The 17,706-nt window shown below is 59.1% G+C and carries 16 protein-coding genes; 5 read left to right on the top strand and 11 right to left on the bottom strand.

Going from position 1 to position 17,706, the window contains the following annotated elements:
- Position 1: 1 nt before the first annotated feature.
- The 4 genes from aspS to ACP7A2_RS12480 all read right to left on the bottom strand — a co-directional run bounded on the left by aspS (position 2) and on the right by ACP7A2_RS12480 (position 3,260).
- On the bottom strand, positions 2-1,777 hold the full coding sequence (aspS, locus tag ACP7A2_RS12495) for an aspartate--tRNA ligase (RefSeq protein ID WP_426134444.1): 1,776 nt from the start codon (positions 1,775-1,777) through the stop codon (positions 2-4).
- 107 nt (positions 1,778-1,884) lie between these two features.
- Positions 1,885-2,106, bottom strand: coding sequence for an FmdB family zinc ribbon protein (locus tag ACP7A2_RS12490; protein WP_010208103.1), 222 nt, complete (start codon positions 2,104-2,106; stop codon positions 1,885-1,887).
- Between the two features lie 166 nt (positions 2,107-2,272).
- Complete coding sequence (locus ACP7A2_RS12485; protein WP_426134442.1) at positions 2,273-2,605, bottom strand: ribbon-helix-helix domain-containing protein; 333 nt, start codon at positions 2,603-2,605, stop codon at positions 2,273-2,275.
- Between the two features lie 181 nt (positions 2,606-2,786).
- The gene (locus ACP7A2_RS12480) at positions 2,787-3,260 is read right to left on the bottom strand and encodes a Dps family protein (protein WP_348059529.1); all 474 of its coding nucleotides are present in this window, start codon (positions 3,258-3,260) and stop codon (positions 2,787-2,789) included.
- A gap of 431 nt (positions 3,261-3,691) precedes the next feature.
- Here ACP7A2_RS12480 and ACP7A2_RS12475 point away from each other — a divergent pair, with 431 nt between their 5' ends.
- A complete protein-coding gene (locus ACP7A2_RS12475; RefSeq protein WP_348059531.1) occupies positions 3,692-4,294 on the top strand; it encodes a cold-shock protein in 603 nt (200 codons plus the stop codon).
- Positions 4,295-4,380: 86 nt separating this feature from the next.
- Here the strand turns inward: ACP7A2_RS12475 and ACP7A2_RS12470 are convergent, their stop codons facing one another.
- The gene (locus ACP7A2_RS12470; RefSeq protein WP_348059532.1) at positions 4,381-4,587 is read right to left on the bottom strand and encodes a SlyX family protein; all 207 of its coding nucleotides are present in this window, start codon (positions 4,585-4,587) and stop codon (positions 4,381-4,383) included.
- A 3-nt stretch (positions 4,588-4,590) separates the two neighbouring features.
- Positions 4,591-5,016: an HIT domain-containing protein gene (locus ACP7A2_RS12465; RefSeq protein ID WP_426134440.1), complete on the bottom strand. Its 426-nt coding sequence runs from the start codon at positions 5,014-5,016 to the stop codon at positions 4,591-4,593.
- Positions 5,017-5,759: 743 nt separating this feature from the next.
- On the opposite strand from ACP7A2_RS12465, the gene ACP7A2_RS12460 reads away from it, so the two are divergent.
- Positions 5,760-7,031, top strand: coding sequence for an OprD family porin (locus ACP7A2_RS12460; protein ID WP_426134438.1), 1,272 nt, complete (start codon positions 5,760-5,762; stop codon positions 7,029-7,031).
- A gap of 190 nt (positions 7,032-7,221) precedes the next feature.
- On the opposite strand, the gene ACP7A2_RS12455 is transcribed toward ACP7A2_RS12460, so the two are convergent.
- Positions 7,222-8,064 (bottom strand): mechanosensitive ion channel family protein, encoded by an 843-nt coding sequence (locus ACP7A2_RS12455; protein ID WP_375070905.1) that lies wholly within the window; start codon positions 8,062-8,064, stop codon positions 7,222-7,224.
- A 136-nt stretch (positions 8,065-8,200) separates the two neighbouring features.
- Positions 8,201-8,686, bottom strand: a complete 486-nt coding sequence (locus ACP7A2_RS12450; RefSeq protein ID WP_076017433.1) for a YajQ family cyclic di-GMP-binding protein — start codon at positions 8,684-8,686, stop codon at positions 8,201-8,203.
- A 123-nt stretch (positions 8,687-8,809) separates the two neighbouring features.
- On the opposite strand from ACP7A2_RS12450, the gene ACP7A2_RS12445 reads away from it, so the two are divergent.
- The 3 genes from ACP7A2_RS12445 to ACP7A2_RS12435 are packed head-to-tail and all read left to right on the top strand — an operon-like array spanning position 8,810 to position 12,391.
- On the top strand, positions 8,810-9,727 hold the full coding sequence (locus ACP7A2_RS12445) for a putative 2-dehydropantoate 2-reductase (protein ID WP_426134437.1): 918 nt from the start codon (positions 8,810-8,812) through the stop codon (positions 9,725-9,727).
- Positions 9,728-9,773: 46 nt separating this feature from the next.
- On the top strand, positions 9,774-11,810 hold the full coding sequence (locus ACP7A2_RS12440; RefSeq protein ID WP_426134436.1) for a sensor histidine kinase: 2,037 nt from the start codon (positions 9,774-9,776) through the stop codon (positions 11,808-11,810).
- A gap of 2 nt (positions 11,811-11,812) precedes the next feature.
- Positions 11,813-12,391 (top strand): cob(I)yrinic acid a,c-diamide adenosyltransferase, encoded by a 579-nt coding sequence (locus ACP7A2_RS12435; protein WP_426134435.1) that lies wholly within the window; start codon positions 11,813-11,815, stop codon positions 12,389-12,391.
- Between the two features lie 260 nt (positions 12,392-12,651).
- Here the strand turns inward: ACP7A2_RS12435 and ACP7A2_RS12430 are convergent, their stop codons facing one another.
- The 3 genes from ACP7A2_RS12430 to secA form a co-directional block, all read right to left on the bottom strand.
- Positions 12,652-13,596 carry a Nudix family hydrolase gene (locus ACP7A2_RS12430; RefSeq protein WP_426134433.1) on the bottom strand — a complete coding sequence of 315 codons (945 nt, stop codon included), beginning with the start codon at positions 13,594-13,596 and terminating at the stop codon, positions 12,652-12,654.
- 20 nt (positions 13,597-13,616) lie between these two features.
- Positions 13,617-14,834, bottom strand: coding sequence for a bifunctional glutamate N-acetyltransferase/amino-acid acetyltransferase ArgJ (gene argJ, locus ACP7A2_RS12425; protein WP_426134432.1), 1,218 nt, complete (start codon positions 14,832-14,834; stop codon positions 13,617-13,619).
- Between the two features lie 124 nt (positions 14,835-14,958).
- Entirely contained in the window at positions 14,959-17,694 is a 2,736-nt protein-coding gene (gene secA / locus ACP7A2_RS12420) for a preprotein translocase subunit SecA (protein ID WP_426134431.1), read from the bottom strand.
- Positions 17,695-17,706 lie beyond the last annotated feature (12 nt).

The raw sequence follows: 17,706 nt of genomic DNA, 5'->3' as shown, positions 1-17,706 counted from the left end.
CTTACTCAGCCTTCGGCGTCTCGCGCAGACGAATGTGCAGTTCGCGCAGTGCCTTGGCATCCACCACACCCGGAGCCTGGGTCATGACGTCCGCAGCACTCTGGGTTTTCGGGAACGCGATCACTTCACGGATCGACTGGGCGCCGGTCATCAGCATCACCAGACGGTCGAGGCCGAAAGCCAAGCCACCGTGGGGCGGCGCGCCGTATTTCAGGGCGTCGAGCAGGAAGCCGAACTTCTCTTCCTGTTCCGCTTCGTTGATGCCCAACAGGCGGAATACCGACTGCTGCATTTCCTTGCGGTGGATACGGATCGAACCGCCTCCCAATTCAGTACCGTTCAGAACCATGTCGTAGGCACGGGACAGCGCGCCAGCCGGGTTGGCTTCAAGCTCGGCAGGCGTGCATTTTGGCGCGGTGAACGGGTGGTGCAAAGCGCTGAAGCTGCCATCGTCGTTCTCTTCGAACATCGGGAAATCGACCACCCACATCGGCGCCCACTTGCAGGTCAGCAGGTCCAGGTCGTGGCCCAGCTTGATACGCAGCGCGCCCAGGGCTTCGCTGACGATCTTGGACTTGTCGGCGCCGAAGAACACGATGTCGCCATCAACGGCACCCACGCGATCAAGGATCGCGTTGAGGTTGTCCAGCGGGATGTTTTTAACGATCGGCGATTGCAGACCTTCAACACCGTTGGCGCGCTCGTTGACCTTGATGTACGCCAGGCCCTTGGCACCGTAGATGCCAACGAACTTGGTGTAGTCGTCGATCTGCTTGCGCGGCATGCTCGCGCCACCGGGTACACGCAGGGCAGCGATGCGGCATTTAGGGTCGTTGGCCGGGCCGCTGAACACCTTGAAGTCGACTTCCTTGAGTTGGTCGGCCACGTCCACCAGTTCCAGCGGGTTACGCAGGTCTGGCTTGTCGGAACCGTAGCGGCGCATGGCTTCTTCGAAGGTCATGTGCGGGAATTCGCCGAACTCCAGGTCCAGCACTTCCTTGAACAGGTTGCGGATCATTTGTTCGGTCAGGCCCATGATCTCTTTTTCATCGAGGAAGCTGGTCTCGATGTCGATCTGGGTGAATTCAGGCTGGCGGTCGGCGCGCAGGTCTTCGTCACGGAAGCACTTGGCGATCTGGTAGTAACGGTCGAAGCCGGCCACCATCAGCAGTTGCTTGAACAACTGCGGCGATTGCGGCAAGGCGAAGAACGAACCGGCGTGGGTACGGCTAGGCACCAGGTAGTCACGCGCGCCTTCCGGGGTGGCCCGGGTCAGGATCGGCGTTTCAACGTCAAGGAAGCCGTTCTCGTCGAGGAAGCGGCGGATGCTGGTGGTCATGCGCGAACGCAGACGCAGCTTCTCGGCCATTTCCGGACGACGCAGGTCCAGAAAGCGGTAGCGCAGGCGCGTTTCTTCGCCGACGTCGGAGTATTCGTTGAGTGGGAACGGCGGAGTTTCCGATTCGTTCAGCACTTCCAGCTCATAGCCCAGCACTTCAATGCCGCCGGACGCCATGTTCTTGTTCACAGCGCCTTCCGGACGCAGGCGCACCTTGCCGGTGATCTTCACGACGTATTCGCTGCGCACGCGGTCGGCGGCGGCGAAGCTGTCGGCGCGGTCCGGGTCAAACACCACCTGGGCCAGACCATCACGATCACGGATATCGAGGAAGATCACCCCGCCGTGGTCGCGGCGACGGTGAACCCATCCGCAAAGAGTGATTTCCTGACCTTCCAGGGTCTCGTTCAGTTGGCCGCAATAGTGGCTGCGCATCATGGTAGTGGTTTCACTTCTCGTAATTCGAAATTCGGTGGAGGCTCGCCTCGTCACCGTACATTAAAGCAGGGGACGGATAATGCAGGAGCCTGCGCGTAGAGTTCAACTCAGTCTGCTTTGTCGCCGCCCGCCAGGTTCTTTTTCGAGCCGGTCTTGAAGTCGGTCTCGTACCAGCCGCTGCCGCTCAGGCGGAAGCCCGGCATGGACAACATCTTCTTCAGCTCAGGCGCCTGGCAGGCGGGGCAATCGACCAGCGGCGCTGCGCTGATCTTCTGAATGGCTTCCAACTGATGACCACAGGAAGCACATTGATAGTCGTACATGGGCATGGAGATGTCTCGGCGATCAGGTCGTTACCGCGCTGCGCCTTACGGGTAAAGACCCGGCACGCACAGCAAAGCGCGGGATTATATCTGGTAAATCGAGGCAGCGCAGCCGGCTTTCTGCCCCAAGCGCGGCCCGCCTTGACGGCGGGCCGACTTGTGAATTGCTGAATCAATCAAGGTTTGCGCGCGCTTTTAACACGTGAACCACGCACACCACCCTGACCAGCCCGCTGAAGTTCTTCACCCCGCCGTAGCGCAGATGCACTTCCCGATCCACATACGACAACAACGCGCTGACTGAACACGCGTTGATCCTGGCTATCTCCGTAAGGATATTCCAGTAGATCTGTTCGAGCCTCAGGCAGGTTGAAAACCCGTTGAGCCTGACCGAGCGGGACAACGGCTTGGCCAGCCCCATATCGAACCCCTTGGCGAAGGGATCGGCCTCTGTCCTGTGAAAACCACCGGTTTCCATGATTCCATTACCCACTGCGCGTGACATACACCTGACACTCCATTGCCATACAGCTAACCCATGGGCGTCTCCCATTGGGCGATGGCCTATAAAACAGCAGCACGCGAAAGGCCGCCAGAAGACGGGTATTGGAAAGGCGTAGGACAACGCCAGGAAGTGCGCGGAAACAAGCGAGCGGCGCCAGAACGGCGCCGCTCGGTAGGCAGGCTTACTGGTTTTCGAGCAGGGAACGCAGCATCCACGCGGTTTTCTCGTGAACCTGCATGCGCTGGGTCAGCAAGTCGGCAGTCGGCTCATCGCTGACCTTGTCGAGCAATGGGAAAATCCCGCGAGCAGTGCGCGTGACCGCTTCCTGGCCGGCGACCAGTTGTTTGATCATCTCTTCGGCGGTCGGCACACCCTCTTCTTCCTTGATCGAAGACAGGCGGGCGTAGATCGAATAGGCACCCGGCGCCGGGAAACCCAGGGCACGGATCCGTTCGGCAATGGAGTCCACCGCCAGCGCCAGTTCGTTGTACTGCTCCTCAAACATCAAGTGCAGCGTGCGAAACATCGGGCCTGTGACGTTCCAATGGAAGTTGTGGGTTTTCAAATACAGTACGTAGGTATCGGACAGCAGGCGTGAGAGTCCGTCGACGATGGATTTACGGTCTTCTTCACTGATACCAATATCGATTGCCATGTTTTTTCCCCTTCAATTGACGAGTATTCATTGAGCAGGTGCAAGCCCACTCTAGCAAGAGTGCCGGCCTCATGCAGCCGGACGCTCACAGGTCACGTGCGACAAATTGACCAAACTGCCACGCGCCTGCCGGCAACGTACCCGCCTTCGGGAGAACTCGAAACGTCCCGGCACCGTGCTCCAACAGCCTGCACCTGTCTAGGACAAGTGTTTGATGCAGAAATGCCATGGCCCTCACAACACCCGCAAATGCTTGATTTGAGTAGCCACAGCCTTTGCTGTTAAATAGGCGCGGTGTGATTGCCGTTTATTTTCGCGGCGCCCGCATAGGCTGATACCCCGCGCACGTGCTCAACGCCTCCCATCAGTTCAGAAGCGAACCGTGCCAGTCAGCTCCTCCTTGTGATCCGTCTTAAAGTGAGTTAATCAAAATGTTGAAAATCGTCCACCTGCTAACGGGCGTTGCAGCTTTGCTGCTGTCCTTTATTCCGAGCCTGCAACAGGGAAGCCCTCCCTATCTGGAACAACACGACGCTCTGTACCTGGCCTTGTTCGGCCTTCTTAACCTGACCCTGGCTCCGGTAATTCCTTACTGGAACAAAGGCACACGTCATCAACTGCAAAACCTTGTCAGCGCGCTGTTGGTGCTGACTGTTGTCGTTCAAACCCTCACCCTCCTGGCACCTATGCCTGAAGTGGGCGGCCACCCGGCCATCCTGCTCAGCCTGGTGATTGCTGTGGTCGCCATCGTTCTTCATCTGGCCGTCAGCTTCTACCGTTCGTCCCCAGCGGCCGCGTCGCAAAACTACGACATGACCAATCGGGATACCGGTACCGTCAAGTGGTTCAACACCTCCAAAGGCTTTGGCTTTATCTCCCGCGATTCGGGCGACGATATCTTCGTCCACTTCCGGGCCATCCGTGGCGAAGGCCATCGCGTACTGGTCGAAGGCCAGCGCGTTGAGTTCTCCGTGATGAACCGCGACAAAGGCCTGCAGGCCGAAGACGTGATCGCGGCATTGCCGCGTCGCTGATTTTCCTGCCTTCGGCGTAAAAAAAACCGCGATCCAGCGTTGCTGGGTCGCGGTTTTTTATTGCGTGGCTATTAATAGCGCCCTTATCAGTAATGAGGCGGCGGCGCTTCTTCTTCGGATGTCTCAAACTGACCGCCCATTTCTTCCTGGCGCTTAAGCAAAGCCGTCATCTGCATCTGCAGGCGTTCAACCGCACGCTGCTGCGCGACCAGAATGTCATTGAGGGTTTCGATGGTGTCGTCCTGAAAGGCCAGGCGGCTTTCCAGATCGGTGACGCGGTCTTGCAGATCCATGGTTCAGTCCCTGGCAAAGATAAAGTCAGCAGGCAATAACTCGCGCATTCGTGCGCGAATCGCCGCCACCTGTTCCTGCGTATAAGGTTGTGCCGGATGCTTGCCCCATACCGGCGCAGGCCAAGCCGCGTCGTCGCGCTTGCGCACGATTACATGCACGTGCAACTGGCTGACGACGTTACCCAGCGCGCCAATGTTCATTTTGTCGGCGTTCAGCGCTTCATTCAGCAGCTGCGCCAGCGTCGTGGTTTCTTGCCACAGCGTTTGCTGATCGGCGACATCCAGCTGAAACACTTCACTGATACCGTCGACGCGCGGTACCAGGATGAACCAGGGATAGTTCGCATCATTGGACAGCAGCAGGCGGCAGAGCGGGAAGTCCCCAATGGCCAATGTGTCTTGTTGCAGGCGTTGATCTAAGGCGAACACGTGGACGCTCCGTTCGGCAAGTCAGTTTCAGGCGCCAAGCATACCGTTGAATGCCTGCAGCTTCACGGCGAATGCGGCAAGCCCTGAGGCCAACCGACAAAAAACATGCACCCTTTCGAGGCGGGCAAATTGTTGAGCTACGCTAAACCGGGCGTCACCGGTACGCACCAAAATGACCCACTTGTGCTTCATAGGGATCCGCCGACTACCCACAAAAGGGGGTGAACCGGTAACGTTTTGCCCTGGTGCAGCAAATGTGTACCACCGGGGACGCAGAAAGCCTGGGCGTAAAGCCCAAACCAAACGGCGCAAAAAGCCCGTGCTTATGCGGTTTTTACACGGCCGTAACGTTTTTCACGAAAAAATGACATTCGGTTACCGCTTTGTGCACGCTTGTTGCATTAACACCCATATCGTCGGCAACGACACCCGCCTGGATGCAGGTGTTTCGCGATAAAAAACAGTAGCGTTTCAGTGTGTGTCACGGATGAGTTCAAACTTGCAAAGGGGTTTGAAAACAGCATTGAAGTTGTCAGCCCGGTCACAGCCGGGCTGTGAATTTGCGACAAGGAGCCAGCAAATTACGATAGCCTCGTAAAGAAGCTGAAAGGATAGATGGGCAAGTATCGTCATTAGAGTCTGCGTGATATAACTTTGCGCCGACACAATAAAGAAAGAGCCGCCCAGATAAAAATACAGGTGGGACGGCAGTACTCTTCCTAAAACCAAAGGAGCAAATCACGATGCGCGTGATGAAGTGGAGCATGATCGCCCTGGCTGTTTCAGCAGGCACCTCGCAGTTCGCAATGGCGTCCGCCCAGGACGATTCCAAGGGCTTTGTTGAAGACAGCACCTTCAGCATCAACACTCGCCTCCTGAACTTTGGCCGCGACTTCCGTAACAACGACTCCGGCAAGAGCCGCGTCAACGAAACCGGCCTGGGCTTCAATGGCCTGTTCCAGTCGGGCTACACCCAAGGCACCATCGGTGTCGGTGTTGACGTGATCGGCCTGTTGGGCGTGAAACTGGACAGCGGCAAGGGTCGTTCGGGCACTGGCCTGTTCCCTACCGGTTCTGACGGTCGCTCGGAAGACGAATACTCCAAAGGCGGCGGCGCTGTTAAGTTCCGCATCTCCGACACCGTGCTCAAAGTCGGCGACCAGTACACCACCGCGCCGGTATTCGCCTCCGATGACAGCCGCTTGCTGCCAGAGCTGCCGCAAGGTATCTCGATCACCAGCAACGAGATCAAGGGCCTGAAACTCGAAGGCGGTCACTTCACCTCCAGCGTCGCGCAAAACCAGACGTTCCGTGACAGCCTTGGCCTGACCAAAACCGACTTCATCGGCGGTGTCTACGCCCTGACGCCGGAAGTCAGCGCCAGCCTGTACTACGCGAAGACTGAAGACTACTGGAAGAAAACCTACGCCAACCTGAACTGGACTCACGCGCTGAGCGACGAACAGTCCCTGGCCGTTGACTTCAACATCTACAGCACCAAGAGCGATGGCGCCGGCCTGCAACGCGCAGAAAAAGACGGCACCACCAAACTGGATAACCGTGCTTACAGCTTGCAAGGCGCGTACACCATCCAGGCTCACACTTTCACCCTGGCCTACCAGAAAGTCAGCGGTGACGGTGACTACGGCTACGGCGTAGACGGCGGCGGCACGATTTTCCTGGCCAACTCCATCGCCCGTTCCGACTTCAACGCTGAAGACGAAAAATCGTTCCAGGCTCGCTACGACCTGAACATGGCCACCTTCGGCGTGCCAGGCCTGAGCTTCATGACTCGTTACGTTAAAGGTACCGGCGCTAACACCGCAGAAACCTCGAACGGCAAAGAGTGGGAACGCGATATCGAAGCTAAATACGTGATCCAAAGCGGCCCAGCCAAAGACCTGAGCCTGCGCGTACGTCAAGCGACCTATCGTTCGTCTGACGGCGTGTACTACGGTTCGGCGTCGATCGACGAACTGCGTCTGATCGCGCAATACCCGCTGAACATCTTGTAATTGGCAGTTTGATTACAACGATGATTTAAGGCCTCGGCCTTAATTAAAAAGCCGCTCCCCTGTTAACAAGGGAGCGGCTTTTTTATTGCCGTGTTATTTCAGTTGAAAAAAACTAGCAAGCTAACTATCGAGCTTGAACTTGCGGCATCGAACCTGACCTCTCGGCCAAGTTCGACAGCGTCTTGCTTAGTTACTTCGTAACACTTTCCTGCATCACGCGAATAACCCGCTGCGGAAATGGAATATCAATGCCCGCCGCTTTCAAGCGATCACGCGCCAGTTCATTGAGCATGAACACCACATCCCAATAATCCGCCGTCTTGGTCCAGCAGCGCAGCGAAACGGTGATCGAACTGTCGCCCAGGGTCGACACCACTGCCACTGCCGCCGGATCCGCCAGCACCCGCGGGTCTTTGGCCAGTTCCAACAGCACTTCACGGGCTTTTTGCAGGTCGGCTTCGTAGTCGACACCCACGTCAAACACCACCTTGCGGGTCGGCTGACGGTTGGTGTTGGTGATCAAGCCGTTGGACAGGCTGCCGTTGGGAATGATCACGGTCTTGTTGTCGCCGGTGCGCAACACCGTGTGGAAGATCTGGATGCTGTCGACGGTACCGGAAGTGCCCTGCGCTTCGATCCAGTCACCAATGCGGAACGGGCGGAACAACAGAATCAGCACACCACCGGCGAAGTTTGCCAGGCTGCCTTGCAACGCCAGGCCAATGGCCAGGGTGGCAGCACCAATCGCGGCAACAAAGGAGGTGGTGGCCACGCCGATCATCGAGGCCACGTTGACCACCAGCATGACTTTGAGCGCGATGTTGGCCAGGTTGGTGATGAAGTGTTGCAGTGCCAGGTCTGCATTGCGCAGCGCCAGCAAGCGGCCCACTCGGTGAGTCAACACGTTGATCAGCCACCAACCGATGGCCAGGGTGATCACGGCCAGCAAAAACCGGCTGCCGTATTCCATGATCATCGGGAGCCAGGACTCAGAGGTCTTGATCAAGTGATCCATTTCAGCATTCAAATCCATCTATCTTCTCCTGTAGCGCGGATGTGCGGCTTTATTGACTGCCTAAAAACGCAAATGAGCCCCGGAGGGCTCAAGTGTAGGCATAAACTCTGGGGCGTGGGACGTCAAAAGCGCCGGCAGGTTCCCCGCGGTGCCATCAGTCGCGGAAGTTATTGAACTGCAACGGCATGTCGAAAGTCTTGGCGCGCAGGGCCGCGATGGCTTCCTGCAAATCGTCACGCTTCTTGCCGGTGATGCGCACCTGTTCGCCCTGGATGGAAGCCTGGACTTTCAGCTTGGCGTCTTTGACGTGAGCGACGATTTTCTTCGCCAGCTCTTTGTCGATGCCTTCCTTGAGTACCGCTTCCTGCTTCATCAGCTTGCCGGAGGCATAGGCGTCCTTGATTTCAAGGCATTGCGCGTCGATCTTGCGTTTGACCAGGGACAGCTTGAGGATCTCGATCATCGCTTCCAGCTGGAAATCGGCTTCTGCGGTCAGGTTGACGGTCAGGTCCTTTTCCTTGAATTCGAAGCTGCCCTTGCCTTTCAAGTCATAGCGACGGTCCAGTTCCTTGACGGCGTTCTCGACGGCGTTGGTGACTTCGTGTTTGTCCAGTTCGGATACCACGTCGAACGAAGGCATGTCATTTCTCCAATATAAGGGGCGGGCTCAGTAGAGATGGAGCGCGCCCAAGCTAAAATGCCGAGGCATTATAGCGGTTCTTTCGCCCCGTTCACTGTGAGCGACCCTACGGAGCACAAACTGATGTCGACCCCCTGGCACATTCTCGGCGCTGGCAGCCTGGGCACACTCTGGGCCACGCGCCTGGCGCGCTGCGGTGTGCCGGTGCGCCTGATCCTGCGCGATGCCGCACGCCTGGCAAGTTATAACGCCGGTGCCGGGCTGACGCTGGTGGAGCACAACATCGCACAGACGTACCCCGTGACCGGCGAAACGCCTGACAGCCCAGAGCCGATTCATCGTCTGTTAGTGGCGTGTAAAGCCTACGACGCGCAAAGCGCCATCGCACAGCTGCAACACCGCCTGGTGCCGGGCGCGGAACTGATCCTGCTGCAAAACGGCCTCGGCAGCCAGGACGCCGTCGCCGCCCAACTGCCCCAGGCCCGCTGCATCTTTGCCTCCAGCACCGAAGGCGCCTTCCGCGACGGCGAGTGGCGCGTGGTATTTGCCGGCCATGGCTACACCTGGCTTGGGGACGCCGCCCACCCTGCTCCGCCGCCGTGGCTGGATGAGCTGCGCGCCGCCGGCATTCCCCACGAATGGAGCACTGACATCGTCACGCGCTTGTGGCGCAAGCTGGCCCTCAATTGCGCGATTAACCCGCTCACCGTGTTGTATCAGTGCCGGAACGGCGGTTTGCAGGACCATCATTGTGAAGTCGCCACGCTGTGCGCCGAGCTGACCGAGCTGCTTGAACGCTGCGGCCAGCCGGCAGCCGCCGACGATTTGCACAGTGAGGTGCAACGGGTGATCCACGCCACGGCCGCCAACTACTCCTCGATGTATCAAGACGTGGCCAACGCCCGACGCACTGAAATCAGCTACCTGCTCGGCTATGCGTGCCAGGCGGCTGCCCGCCATCAGTTGGTTTTGCCCCATCTGCAACAACTGCACGTGCGGTTGGTCGACTACCTGGGTGCACGCGGATTGGCCAGCCACTGAGGCACGCGCTACCCTGCCTACCTGTCTATCACCTGGGAAAACCCTGATGCCACTGCGCCAGCGTCTTGAAAATCTACCGGTAGGGCAGAAACTGCTGGCCGCCCTGCTGGTGTTGTTGACCACCGTACTGTTAGTGGCCAACCTGACGTTTATCAGTGCCGCCTACTGGATCTCCCAGGAAAGCATGGCGCCACAGGCCTTGCAGGCCATTGGCCGCCTGGTGTCCAACCCCTCGCTTGCCGCCGAAGCCACTGAGTCGCCCGCCAAGGCCGACGCGCTGCTCAATGAGCTGACCAGCTATTCGCCGTTGCGCGCCGCCGCCTTGTACGACGGCGATGGCAACCGCCTGGCGCAGATGCAACACGGCAATCGCCTGCACTTGCCGGACAACTACCGGCATATTGAAGCCTGGCGCATCACCGAGTTTCGCAGCAATCAGGTCATCACCCTGCCCCGCGCCGGCCAGCCTCCAGGCCACTTACTGTTGGTCGCCAGCAGTGAGTTGCCGGTGGCGTTCTATACCGGCACGCTGACGGCCAGCCTGGGCATCCTGATTTTCAGTGTGTTGTTGTGGCTGATCATCGCCCGACAGATCAAACGCCTGATCACCCGGCCGATCCACGAACTCGAAGTGCTGTCGCGGCAAGTGACTCGCGAAGAGAACTACGCCCTGCGCGCCCGCCGGGGCAACCATGATGAAATCGGCAGCCTGGCTGAAGCCTTCAACACCATGTTGTCGCGTATCGAAGCCCGCGAGCAGCAGCTCAAACGCGCGCGCGACGATTCCCAGGCCGCCTATGATCAGGCTCAAGGCCTGGCCGAAGAAACCCGCCACACCAACCGCAAGCTGGAACTGGAAGTGCAGGTTCGCAGCAAGATCGAGAAGAAACTCACGGGTTTCCAGAACTACCTGAACAGCATCATCGACTCGATGCCCTCGGCGCTGATCGCCCTGGACGAACAGCTCTACGTTACCCAATGGAATCAGGAAGCCACTGCGCTTTCCGGCACGCGCCTGGATGAGGCGCTGAACCAGCCGATCTTCCTCGCGTTCCAGCCGCTCAAACCGTACCTGCCGCAAATCAAGGCCACGGTGGAGCAACACACGGTGGAACGGATTGAGCGCGTGACCTGGATCAAGGGCGATGAGGCCAAGCATTACGCCCTGACCTTCTACCCGCTGATGGGCGGCGCCGGGCGCGGCGTGGTGATCCGTATCGACGACATCACCCAGCGCCTGTCCCTGGAAGAAATGATGGTGCAGTCAGAGAAAATGCTCTCCGTCGGCGGTCTTGCTGCGGGCATGGCCCATGAAATCAACAACCCGCTGGGGGCGATCCTGCATAACGTGCAGAACATCCGCCGCCGCTTGTCGCCCGACCTGCCGAAGAACCTCGAATACGCCGAACAGGCGGGCATCGAACTCGACACCGTCAACCGCTACCTGCAAGGCCGCGAAGTGCCGCAACTGCTCGACGGCATTCAACAGGCCGGTGCGCGCGCGGCGAAGATTGTCACCCACATGCTCAGTTTCAGCCGCCTGAGCAATCGCCAGATGGCCCCCTGCGACTTGCCAGCATTGATCGACCAAGCGGTGGACATTGCCGGAAACGACTTCGACCTCACCATTGGCTTCGACTTCAAGGGCCAGGCGATCATCCGCCAGTTCGACCCGCAACTGGGCCCGGTGCCCGGCACCGCCAACGAGCTTGAGCAAGTGCTGCTCAACCTGTTGAAAAACGCCGCCCAGGCGATCTACCAGCGTGAAGACGACAGCGAGCCCGGCCGCATTATCCTGCGCACTCGCCTGAACCCGCCGTGGGCGGAGATCCAGGTGGAAGACAACGGCATCGGCATGAGCGAAAACGTGCGCAAACGCACCTTCGAGCCCTTCTTCACCACCAAGGAAATCGGCCAGGGCACCGGGCTTGGGCTGTCGGTGTCGTATTTCATCATCACCAACAACCACAAGGGCCAGATGGAAGTGCATTCCACCGTCGGCCAAGGCACCTGCTTCACCCTGCGCCTGCCCTTGGCCAGCAGCCAATTACCCTCCCACGAACTCACCAGACTGGAGCAATGACCATGGGCTTTCGCCTGTCGAAGATCTACACCCGCACCGGCGACCAGGGCGAGACCGGCCTGGGCGACGGCCGCCGCGTCCCCAAGGACCACCCGCGGGTGGAAGCCATTGGCGAGGTTGATGCACTCAACAGTCAGTTGGGCCTGCTGCTGGCCAACCTCGAAGAACAGAGCGGCAAGCATCCGGAATTGAAAGATGTGATCGAGGTGCTTACACCCTGCCAGCATCGCCTGTTTGACCTTGGCGGTGAACTGGCAATGCCGGTGTACAAGGCGTTGACTGCGGCGGAAGTGGATCGGCTGGAGGCAGCGATAGATCGCTGGAACGAGGAAGTGGGGCCCCTGGAAAACTTCATCCTGCCCGGCGGCTCGGTGCTGATCGCCCAGGCGCACGTATGCCGCAGCCTGGCGCGAGGGGCGGAGCGACGGTGTCAGCACTTGAATGCAGTTGAGCCGTTGGAAGGGGTGGGGCTTTCGTATATCAATCGGTTGTCGGATTTGTTGTTTGTGGCGGCCAGGGTGATTGCCAAGCGCCAAGGAGTCGCGGAAGTGCTGTGGCAGGCGGCGGCTAAGCCGCACTGAGGGTTTTGTGGGGTTGGGGTACATATCCGTTGCTACGGTAACGGCTGATATGGGTTCCGCTCTTACAGCGGGTCACTTTTTGAAGAGCGCAAAAAGTAACCAAAAACGCTCCGCCCCACCACTCGGCACCTCGCTTAGACTCGGTGCCAAGTGGTGGGGCGAAGACCTTTTGCTTACTTTTGGGTCTTTCCAAAAGTGAGCCGCTGTAAGAGCGGAACCCATATTAGCCGTTACCGCAGCAACGGATATACCCTCAACCCTCAACCCTCAGGCCAAAACGCCCGAATCCCCGCAACACCCTGAGCCCCCGCTACCCAAGCCTTCTCCCGCTCAGCAGGCCCAACCCCACCCAACAAAAACACCGGCCTGCTAAACCCACCAACCAACTGCGCCGCCTGCTCCCAACCCAACGGCTGAGCATCCGGATGCGTCTGCGTCGGCTGCACCGGCGACAACGTCACAAAATCCACGTCCATCATTTCCGCCAGCGCCAGCTCTTCAGCGTTATGACACGACGCCGCCAACAGCCGATCCTTCGGCAAAGGCCGCCCCTTGCTCGCATACTTGCGCAATTGCGCCGACGTCATATGCCACCCCGCCGAAGGAAAATCCCCCAGCCACTCAAACGGCCCCTTGAGCATCAACTGCGCCTTGCCCGCACACAGCCCCACCGCATCCACCGCAAGGTCGCGATATTTAGGGTCGTAGCCATTAGGCGCACGCAACTGAACCAGCTTGATGCCACCAGCAATGGCTGTCTGAATACCGCGCAACAACGCCGGGGCTTCAAGCTCGCCAGGCGTAATCAGGTAATCGGCAGGCAAACGCGCCGCCGTCACGATCGGCGCATTCGCCGCCGGGAACTCATAGTTGATCAAATCCCGAGGCGCCACCCATTCCAGCGGTTGCCCTTCGACCCCATGAGGCTCGCCGGTAAAGGCCGAGACTTCCCAGACATCCAGCAACACCTGCTTGTCCGGGTAGTCATGCTGCACCTTGATCAGCGGACGCGCCGTGGTGACCTGAATGCCCAGCTCTTCCTGCAATTCGCGGGACAAGGCGGTGGCGACCGACTCATTGGCCTCCACCTTGCCGCCGGGAAACTCCCACAGGCCGCCCTGATGCTGAGTATCGGCACGGCGCGCCAGCAGAATCCTGCCGTCGACACCGCGGATCACCGCTGCTGCTACATGCACTCGTTTCACCGCGTTTATCCTCTTGTCGATCAGGTACGGTATTCCGCGTTGATCTTCACGTACTCGTGGGACAGGTCGGTGGTCCAGATGGTTTCGCTGCACGCGCCGCGACCCAGCTCGATGCGGATGGTGATTTCTTCCTGCTGCATCACCGCCGAGCCCTGGGCTTCGGTATAGGTCTGAGCACGGGCGCCACGGCTGGCGATGCACACGTCGCCAAGGAACACATCAATTCTGCTCACGTCGAGATCCGGCACACCGGCACGGCCAACGGCGGCCAGGATACGGCCCCAGTTCGGGTCGGAGGCAAACAGCGCGGTCTTGATCAGTGGCGAATGGGCCACGGTGTAACCCACGTCCAGGCATTCCTGATGGTTGCCGCCGCCGTTGACTTCAACGGTAACGAACTTGGTCGCGCCTTCGCCGTCACGCACAATGGCCTGGGCCACATCCATGCACACTTCAAACACTGCCTGCTTCAATGCCGCAAACAGCGGGCCGCTGGCCGAGGTGATTTCCGGCAGGTCGGCCTGGCCGGTGGCGATCAACATGCAGCAGTCGTTGGTCGAGGTGTCGCCGTCGATGGTGATGCGGTTGAACGATTTGTTCGCGCCATCGAGGATCAGGCTGTGCAGCACATCGCGGGAAACCTTGGCGTCGGTGGCGATGTAGCCAAGCATGGTCGCCATGTTCGGGCGGATCATGCCCGCGCCCTTGCTGATGCCGGTCACGGTCACGGTCACGCCGTCGTGCACGAACTGACGGCTCGCGCCTTTTGGCAGGGTGTCAGTGGTCATGATGCCGGTCGCCGCCGCCGCCCAGTTATCCACAGACAGGTCATCCAGTGCGGCTTGCAAGGCGCCTTCGATTTTCTCGACTGGCAGCGGCTCACCGATCACGCCGGTGGAATACGGCAGTACTTGGCTGGCGTCCACGCCGGTCAGCTGGGCCAGCTTGGCGCAGGTGCGCGCGGCAGCCACCAGGCCCGGCTCGCCGGTGCCGGCATTGGCATTGCCGGTGTTGGTCAGCAAGTAACGAATGTTGCCGGCAACGCGTTGCTTGGCCAGGATTACCGGCGCTGCGCAGAACGCATTGAGGGTGAACACACCGGCGACGGTCGAACCTTCGGCACAACGCATCACCACCACATCTTTGCGCCCGGGGCGCTTGATGCCGGCCGAAGCGATACCGAGTTCAAAACCGGCAACCGGGTGCAGTGTGGGCAAAGGACCAAGACCAACAGCCATGAATGCGCTCCTTAAAAATTAGGTGATGTGTGTGCCGTCGCGGGCGACGGTGAAATTAATGGCAAAACGCCGCGACGGCAAAAGCCGGTCGCGGCGCGGGGTGTTGCAGCGTCAGGCGAAAATCTTAGTTGATTTCGCCGTGGCAGTGTTTGAACTTCTTGCCCGAACCGCACCAGCACAGTTCGTTGCGGCCCAGCTTCTGATCGTTGCGAACCGGGGACTGAGCCAGGGCTACATCGACTTCTTCGCCGAGGATTTCCGGAGCATCAAGCCCTGGCGCCTCGTCGTGCTGGAACTGCATGCGCGCAGCCAGTGCTTCGGCTTCCTGACGCAGGCGGGCCTCTTCCTCGATCGGGTCTTCGCGACGCACCTGAACGTGGGACAGCACGCGAATCGAATCGCGTTTGATCGAATCCAGCAGTTCGGAGAACAGCGTGAAAGACTCGCGCTTGTACTCTTGCTTCGGGTTCTTCTGGGCGTAGCCACGCAAGTGGATGCCGTGGCGCAGGTGGTCCATGGTCGACAGGTGGTCTTTCCACAGGTCGTCCAGCACGCGCAGTACGATTTGTTTCTCGAAGGTGCGCAGCGCTTCGGCACTCGCCTGCTCTTCTTTCTCGTTGTACGCGAGCAGCAACTCGGCCATCAGCTTCTCGCGAAGCGTTTCTTCGTACAGGTGATCGTCTTCGTCCAGCCATTTCTGGACTGGCAACTCAACACCGAAATCGGCCTTCAATGCTGCTTCCAGACCGGCAACATCCCACTGCTCGGGCAGGGACTGTGGCGGGATATGGGCGCTGACGGTGGCGTTAAGCACGTCCTGACGGAAATCAGCGATGGTCTCGCCAATGTTGTCGGCGGCCAGCAACGTGTTACGCATGTGATAGATCACTTTACGTTGTTCGTTGTTGACGTCATCGAACTCAAGCAGTTGTTTGCGAATGTCGAAGTTACGACCTTCTACCTTGCGCTGAGCCTTCTCGATGGCGTTGGTCACCATGCGGTGCTCGATCGCTTCACCGGACTGCATGCCCAGGGCCTTCATGAAGTTCTTCACCCGGTCAGAGGCAAAGATACGCATCAGGCTGTCTTCCAGGGACAGGTAGAAACGGCTGGAACCGGCGTCACCCTGACGACCGGCACGACCACGCAGCTGGTTGTCGATACGGCGCGATTCGTGACGCTCGGAAGCGATCACCTGCAGGCCACCGGATTCCAGCACGGCCTGGTGGCGTTTCTGCCAGTCAGCCTTGATCTGGGCGATCTGCTCAGGGCTCGGGTTTTCCAGTGCTGCGACTTCCACTTCCCAGTTACCGCCCAACAGAATGTCGGTACCACGACCGGCCATGTTGGTGGCGATGGTCAGTGCGCCTGGGCGACCGGCCTGGGCAATGATCTCGGCTTCTTTTTCGTGGAACTTGGCGTTCAGTACCTTGTGCTCGATACCTTCCTTGTTGAGCAGGTTGGACACGTGCTCGGAGGTTTCGATGGTGGCGGTACCCACCAGGATCGGACGGCCCTGGGCCATGCCGTCCTTGATGTCGTTGATGATTGCCGCGTATTTCTCTTCGGCAGTCAGGAACACCAAGTCGTTGAAGTCTTTACGCGCCAGCGGCTTGTTCGGCGGAATAACCACGACCGACAGACCGTAGATCTGGTGGAATTCGAACGCTTCGGTGTCGGCTGTACCGGTCATGCCGGACAGTTTGTTGTACAGACGGAAGTAGTTCTGGAAGGTCGTGGACGCCAACGTCTGGCTTTCGGCCTGAATGTTGAGCATTTCCTTGGCTTCGATGGCCTGGTGCAGGCCTTCGGACAGACGACGACCCGGCATGGTGCGGCCGGTGTGTTCGTCAACCAGCACGACCTGGCCGTCCTGCACGATGTATTCAACGTTGCGATGGAACAACTTGTGAGCACGCAGGCCAGCATACACGTGGGTCAACAGGCCCAGGTTGTGTGCCGAGTAGAGGCTTTCGCCCTCGGCCAGCTCTCCGATCTGCGTGAGCATCTCTTCGACAAACTGGTGACCGGCTTCGTTGAGTTCGACCTGACGGGTCTTCTCGTCGATGGTGAAGTGACCTTCTTTGGTCACTACGCCTTCGACCTCCTCGATGTGCTGCTCCAGGCGCGGGATCAACTTGTTGATCTCGGTGTACAGGCGCGAGCTGTCTTCGGCCTGGCCGGAGATGATCAGCGGGGTACGGGCTTCGTCGATGAGGATGGAGTCGACTTCGTCGATCACGGCAAAGTTGAGTTCGCGCTGGAATTTTTCTTCCATGCTGAACGCCATGTTGTCGCGCAGGTAGTCGAAACCGAATTCGTTGTTGGTGCCGTAGGTGATGTCGGCAGCGTAAGCGGCGCGCTTCTCTTCCGGCGGCTGGAACGGCGTGACAACGCCGACGGTCAGGCCGAGGAATTCATACAGCGGGCGCATCCAGTTGGCGTCCCGGCGAGCCAGGTAGTCGTTCACCGTCACAACGTGCACGCCCTTGCCGGACAGTGCGTTGAGGTAAACGCCCAAAGTAGCCACCAGGGTCTTGCCTTCACCGGTGCGCATTTCGCCAATCATGCCTTCATGCAAGGTCATGCCGCCGATCAACTGGACGTCGAAGTGGCGCATGCCCATGACACGCTTACCGGCTTCACGGGCAACCGCGAAGGCTTCGGGAAGCAGCTTGTCGAGGGTTTCACCTTTGGCTATGCGGGCCTTGAACTCTTCGGTCTTGGCGCGCAATTGCTCGTCCGAAAGGGCAACCATCTGCTCTTCGAAGGCATTGACCAGCTGCACCGTCTTGAGCATGCGTTTAACTTCGCGCTCATTCTTGCTTCCAAAAAGTTTCTTTAACAAAGGCGCAAACATATCGGCAGGTTC

It is taken from the genome of Pseudomonas sp. PWP3-1b2 (assembly GCF_049896045.1).
In the GTDB taxonomy this organism is placed as follows: Bacteria; Pseudomonadota; Gammaproteobacteria; order Pseudomonadales; family Pseudomonadaceae; genus Aquipseudomonas; species Aquipseudomonas antarctica_B.
Note: the sequence above shows the minus strand (reverse complement) of the source record. Positions and strands in the feature narration are given on the sequence as shown.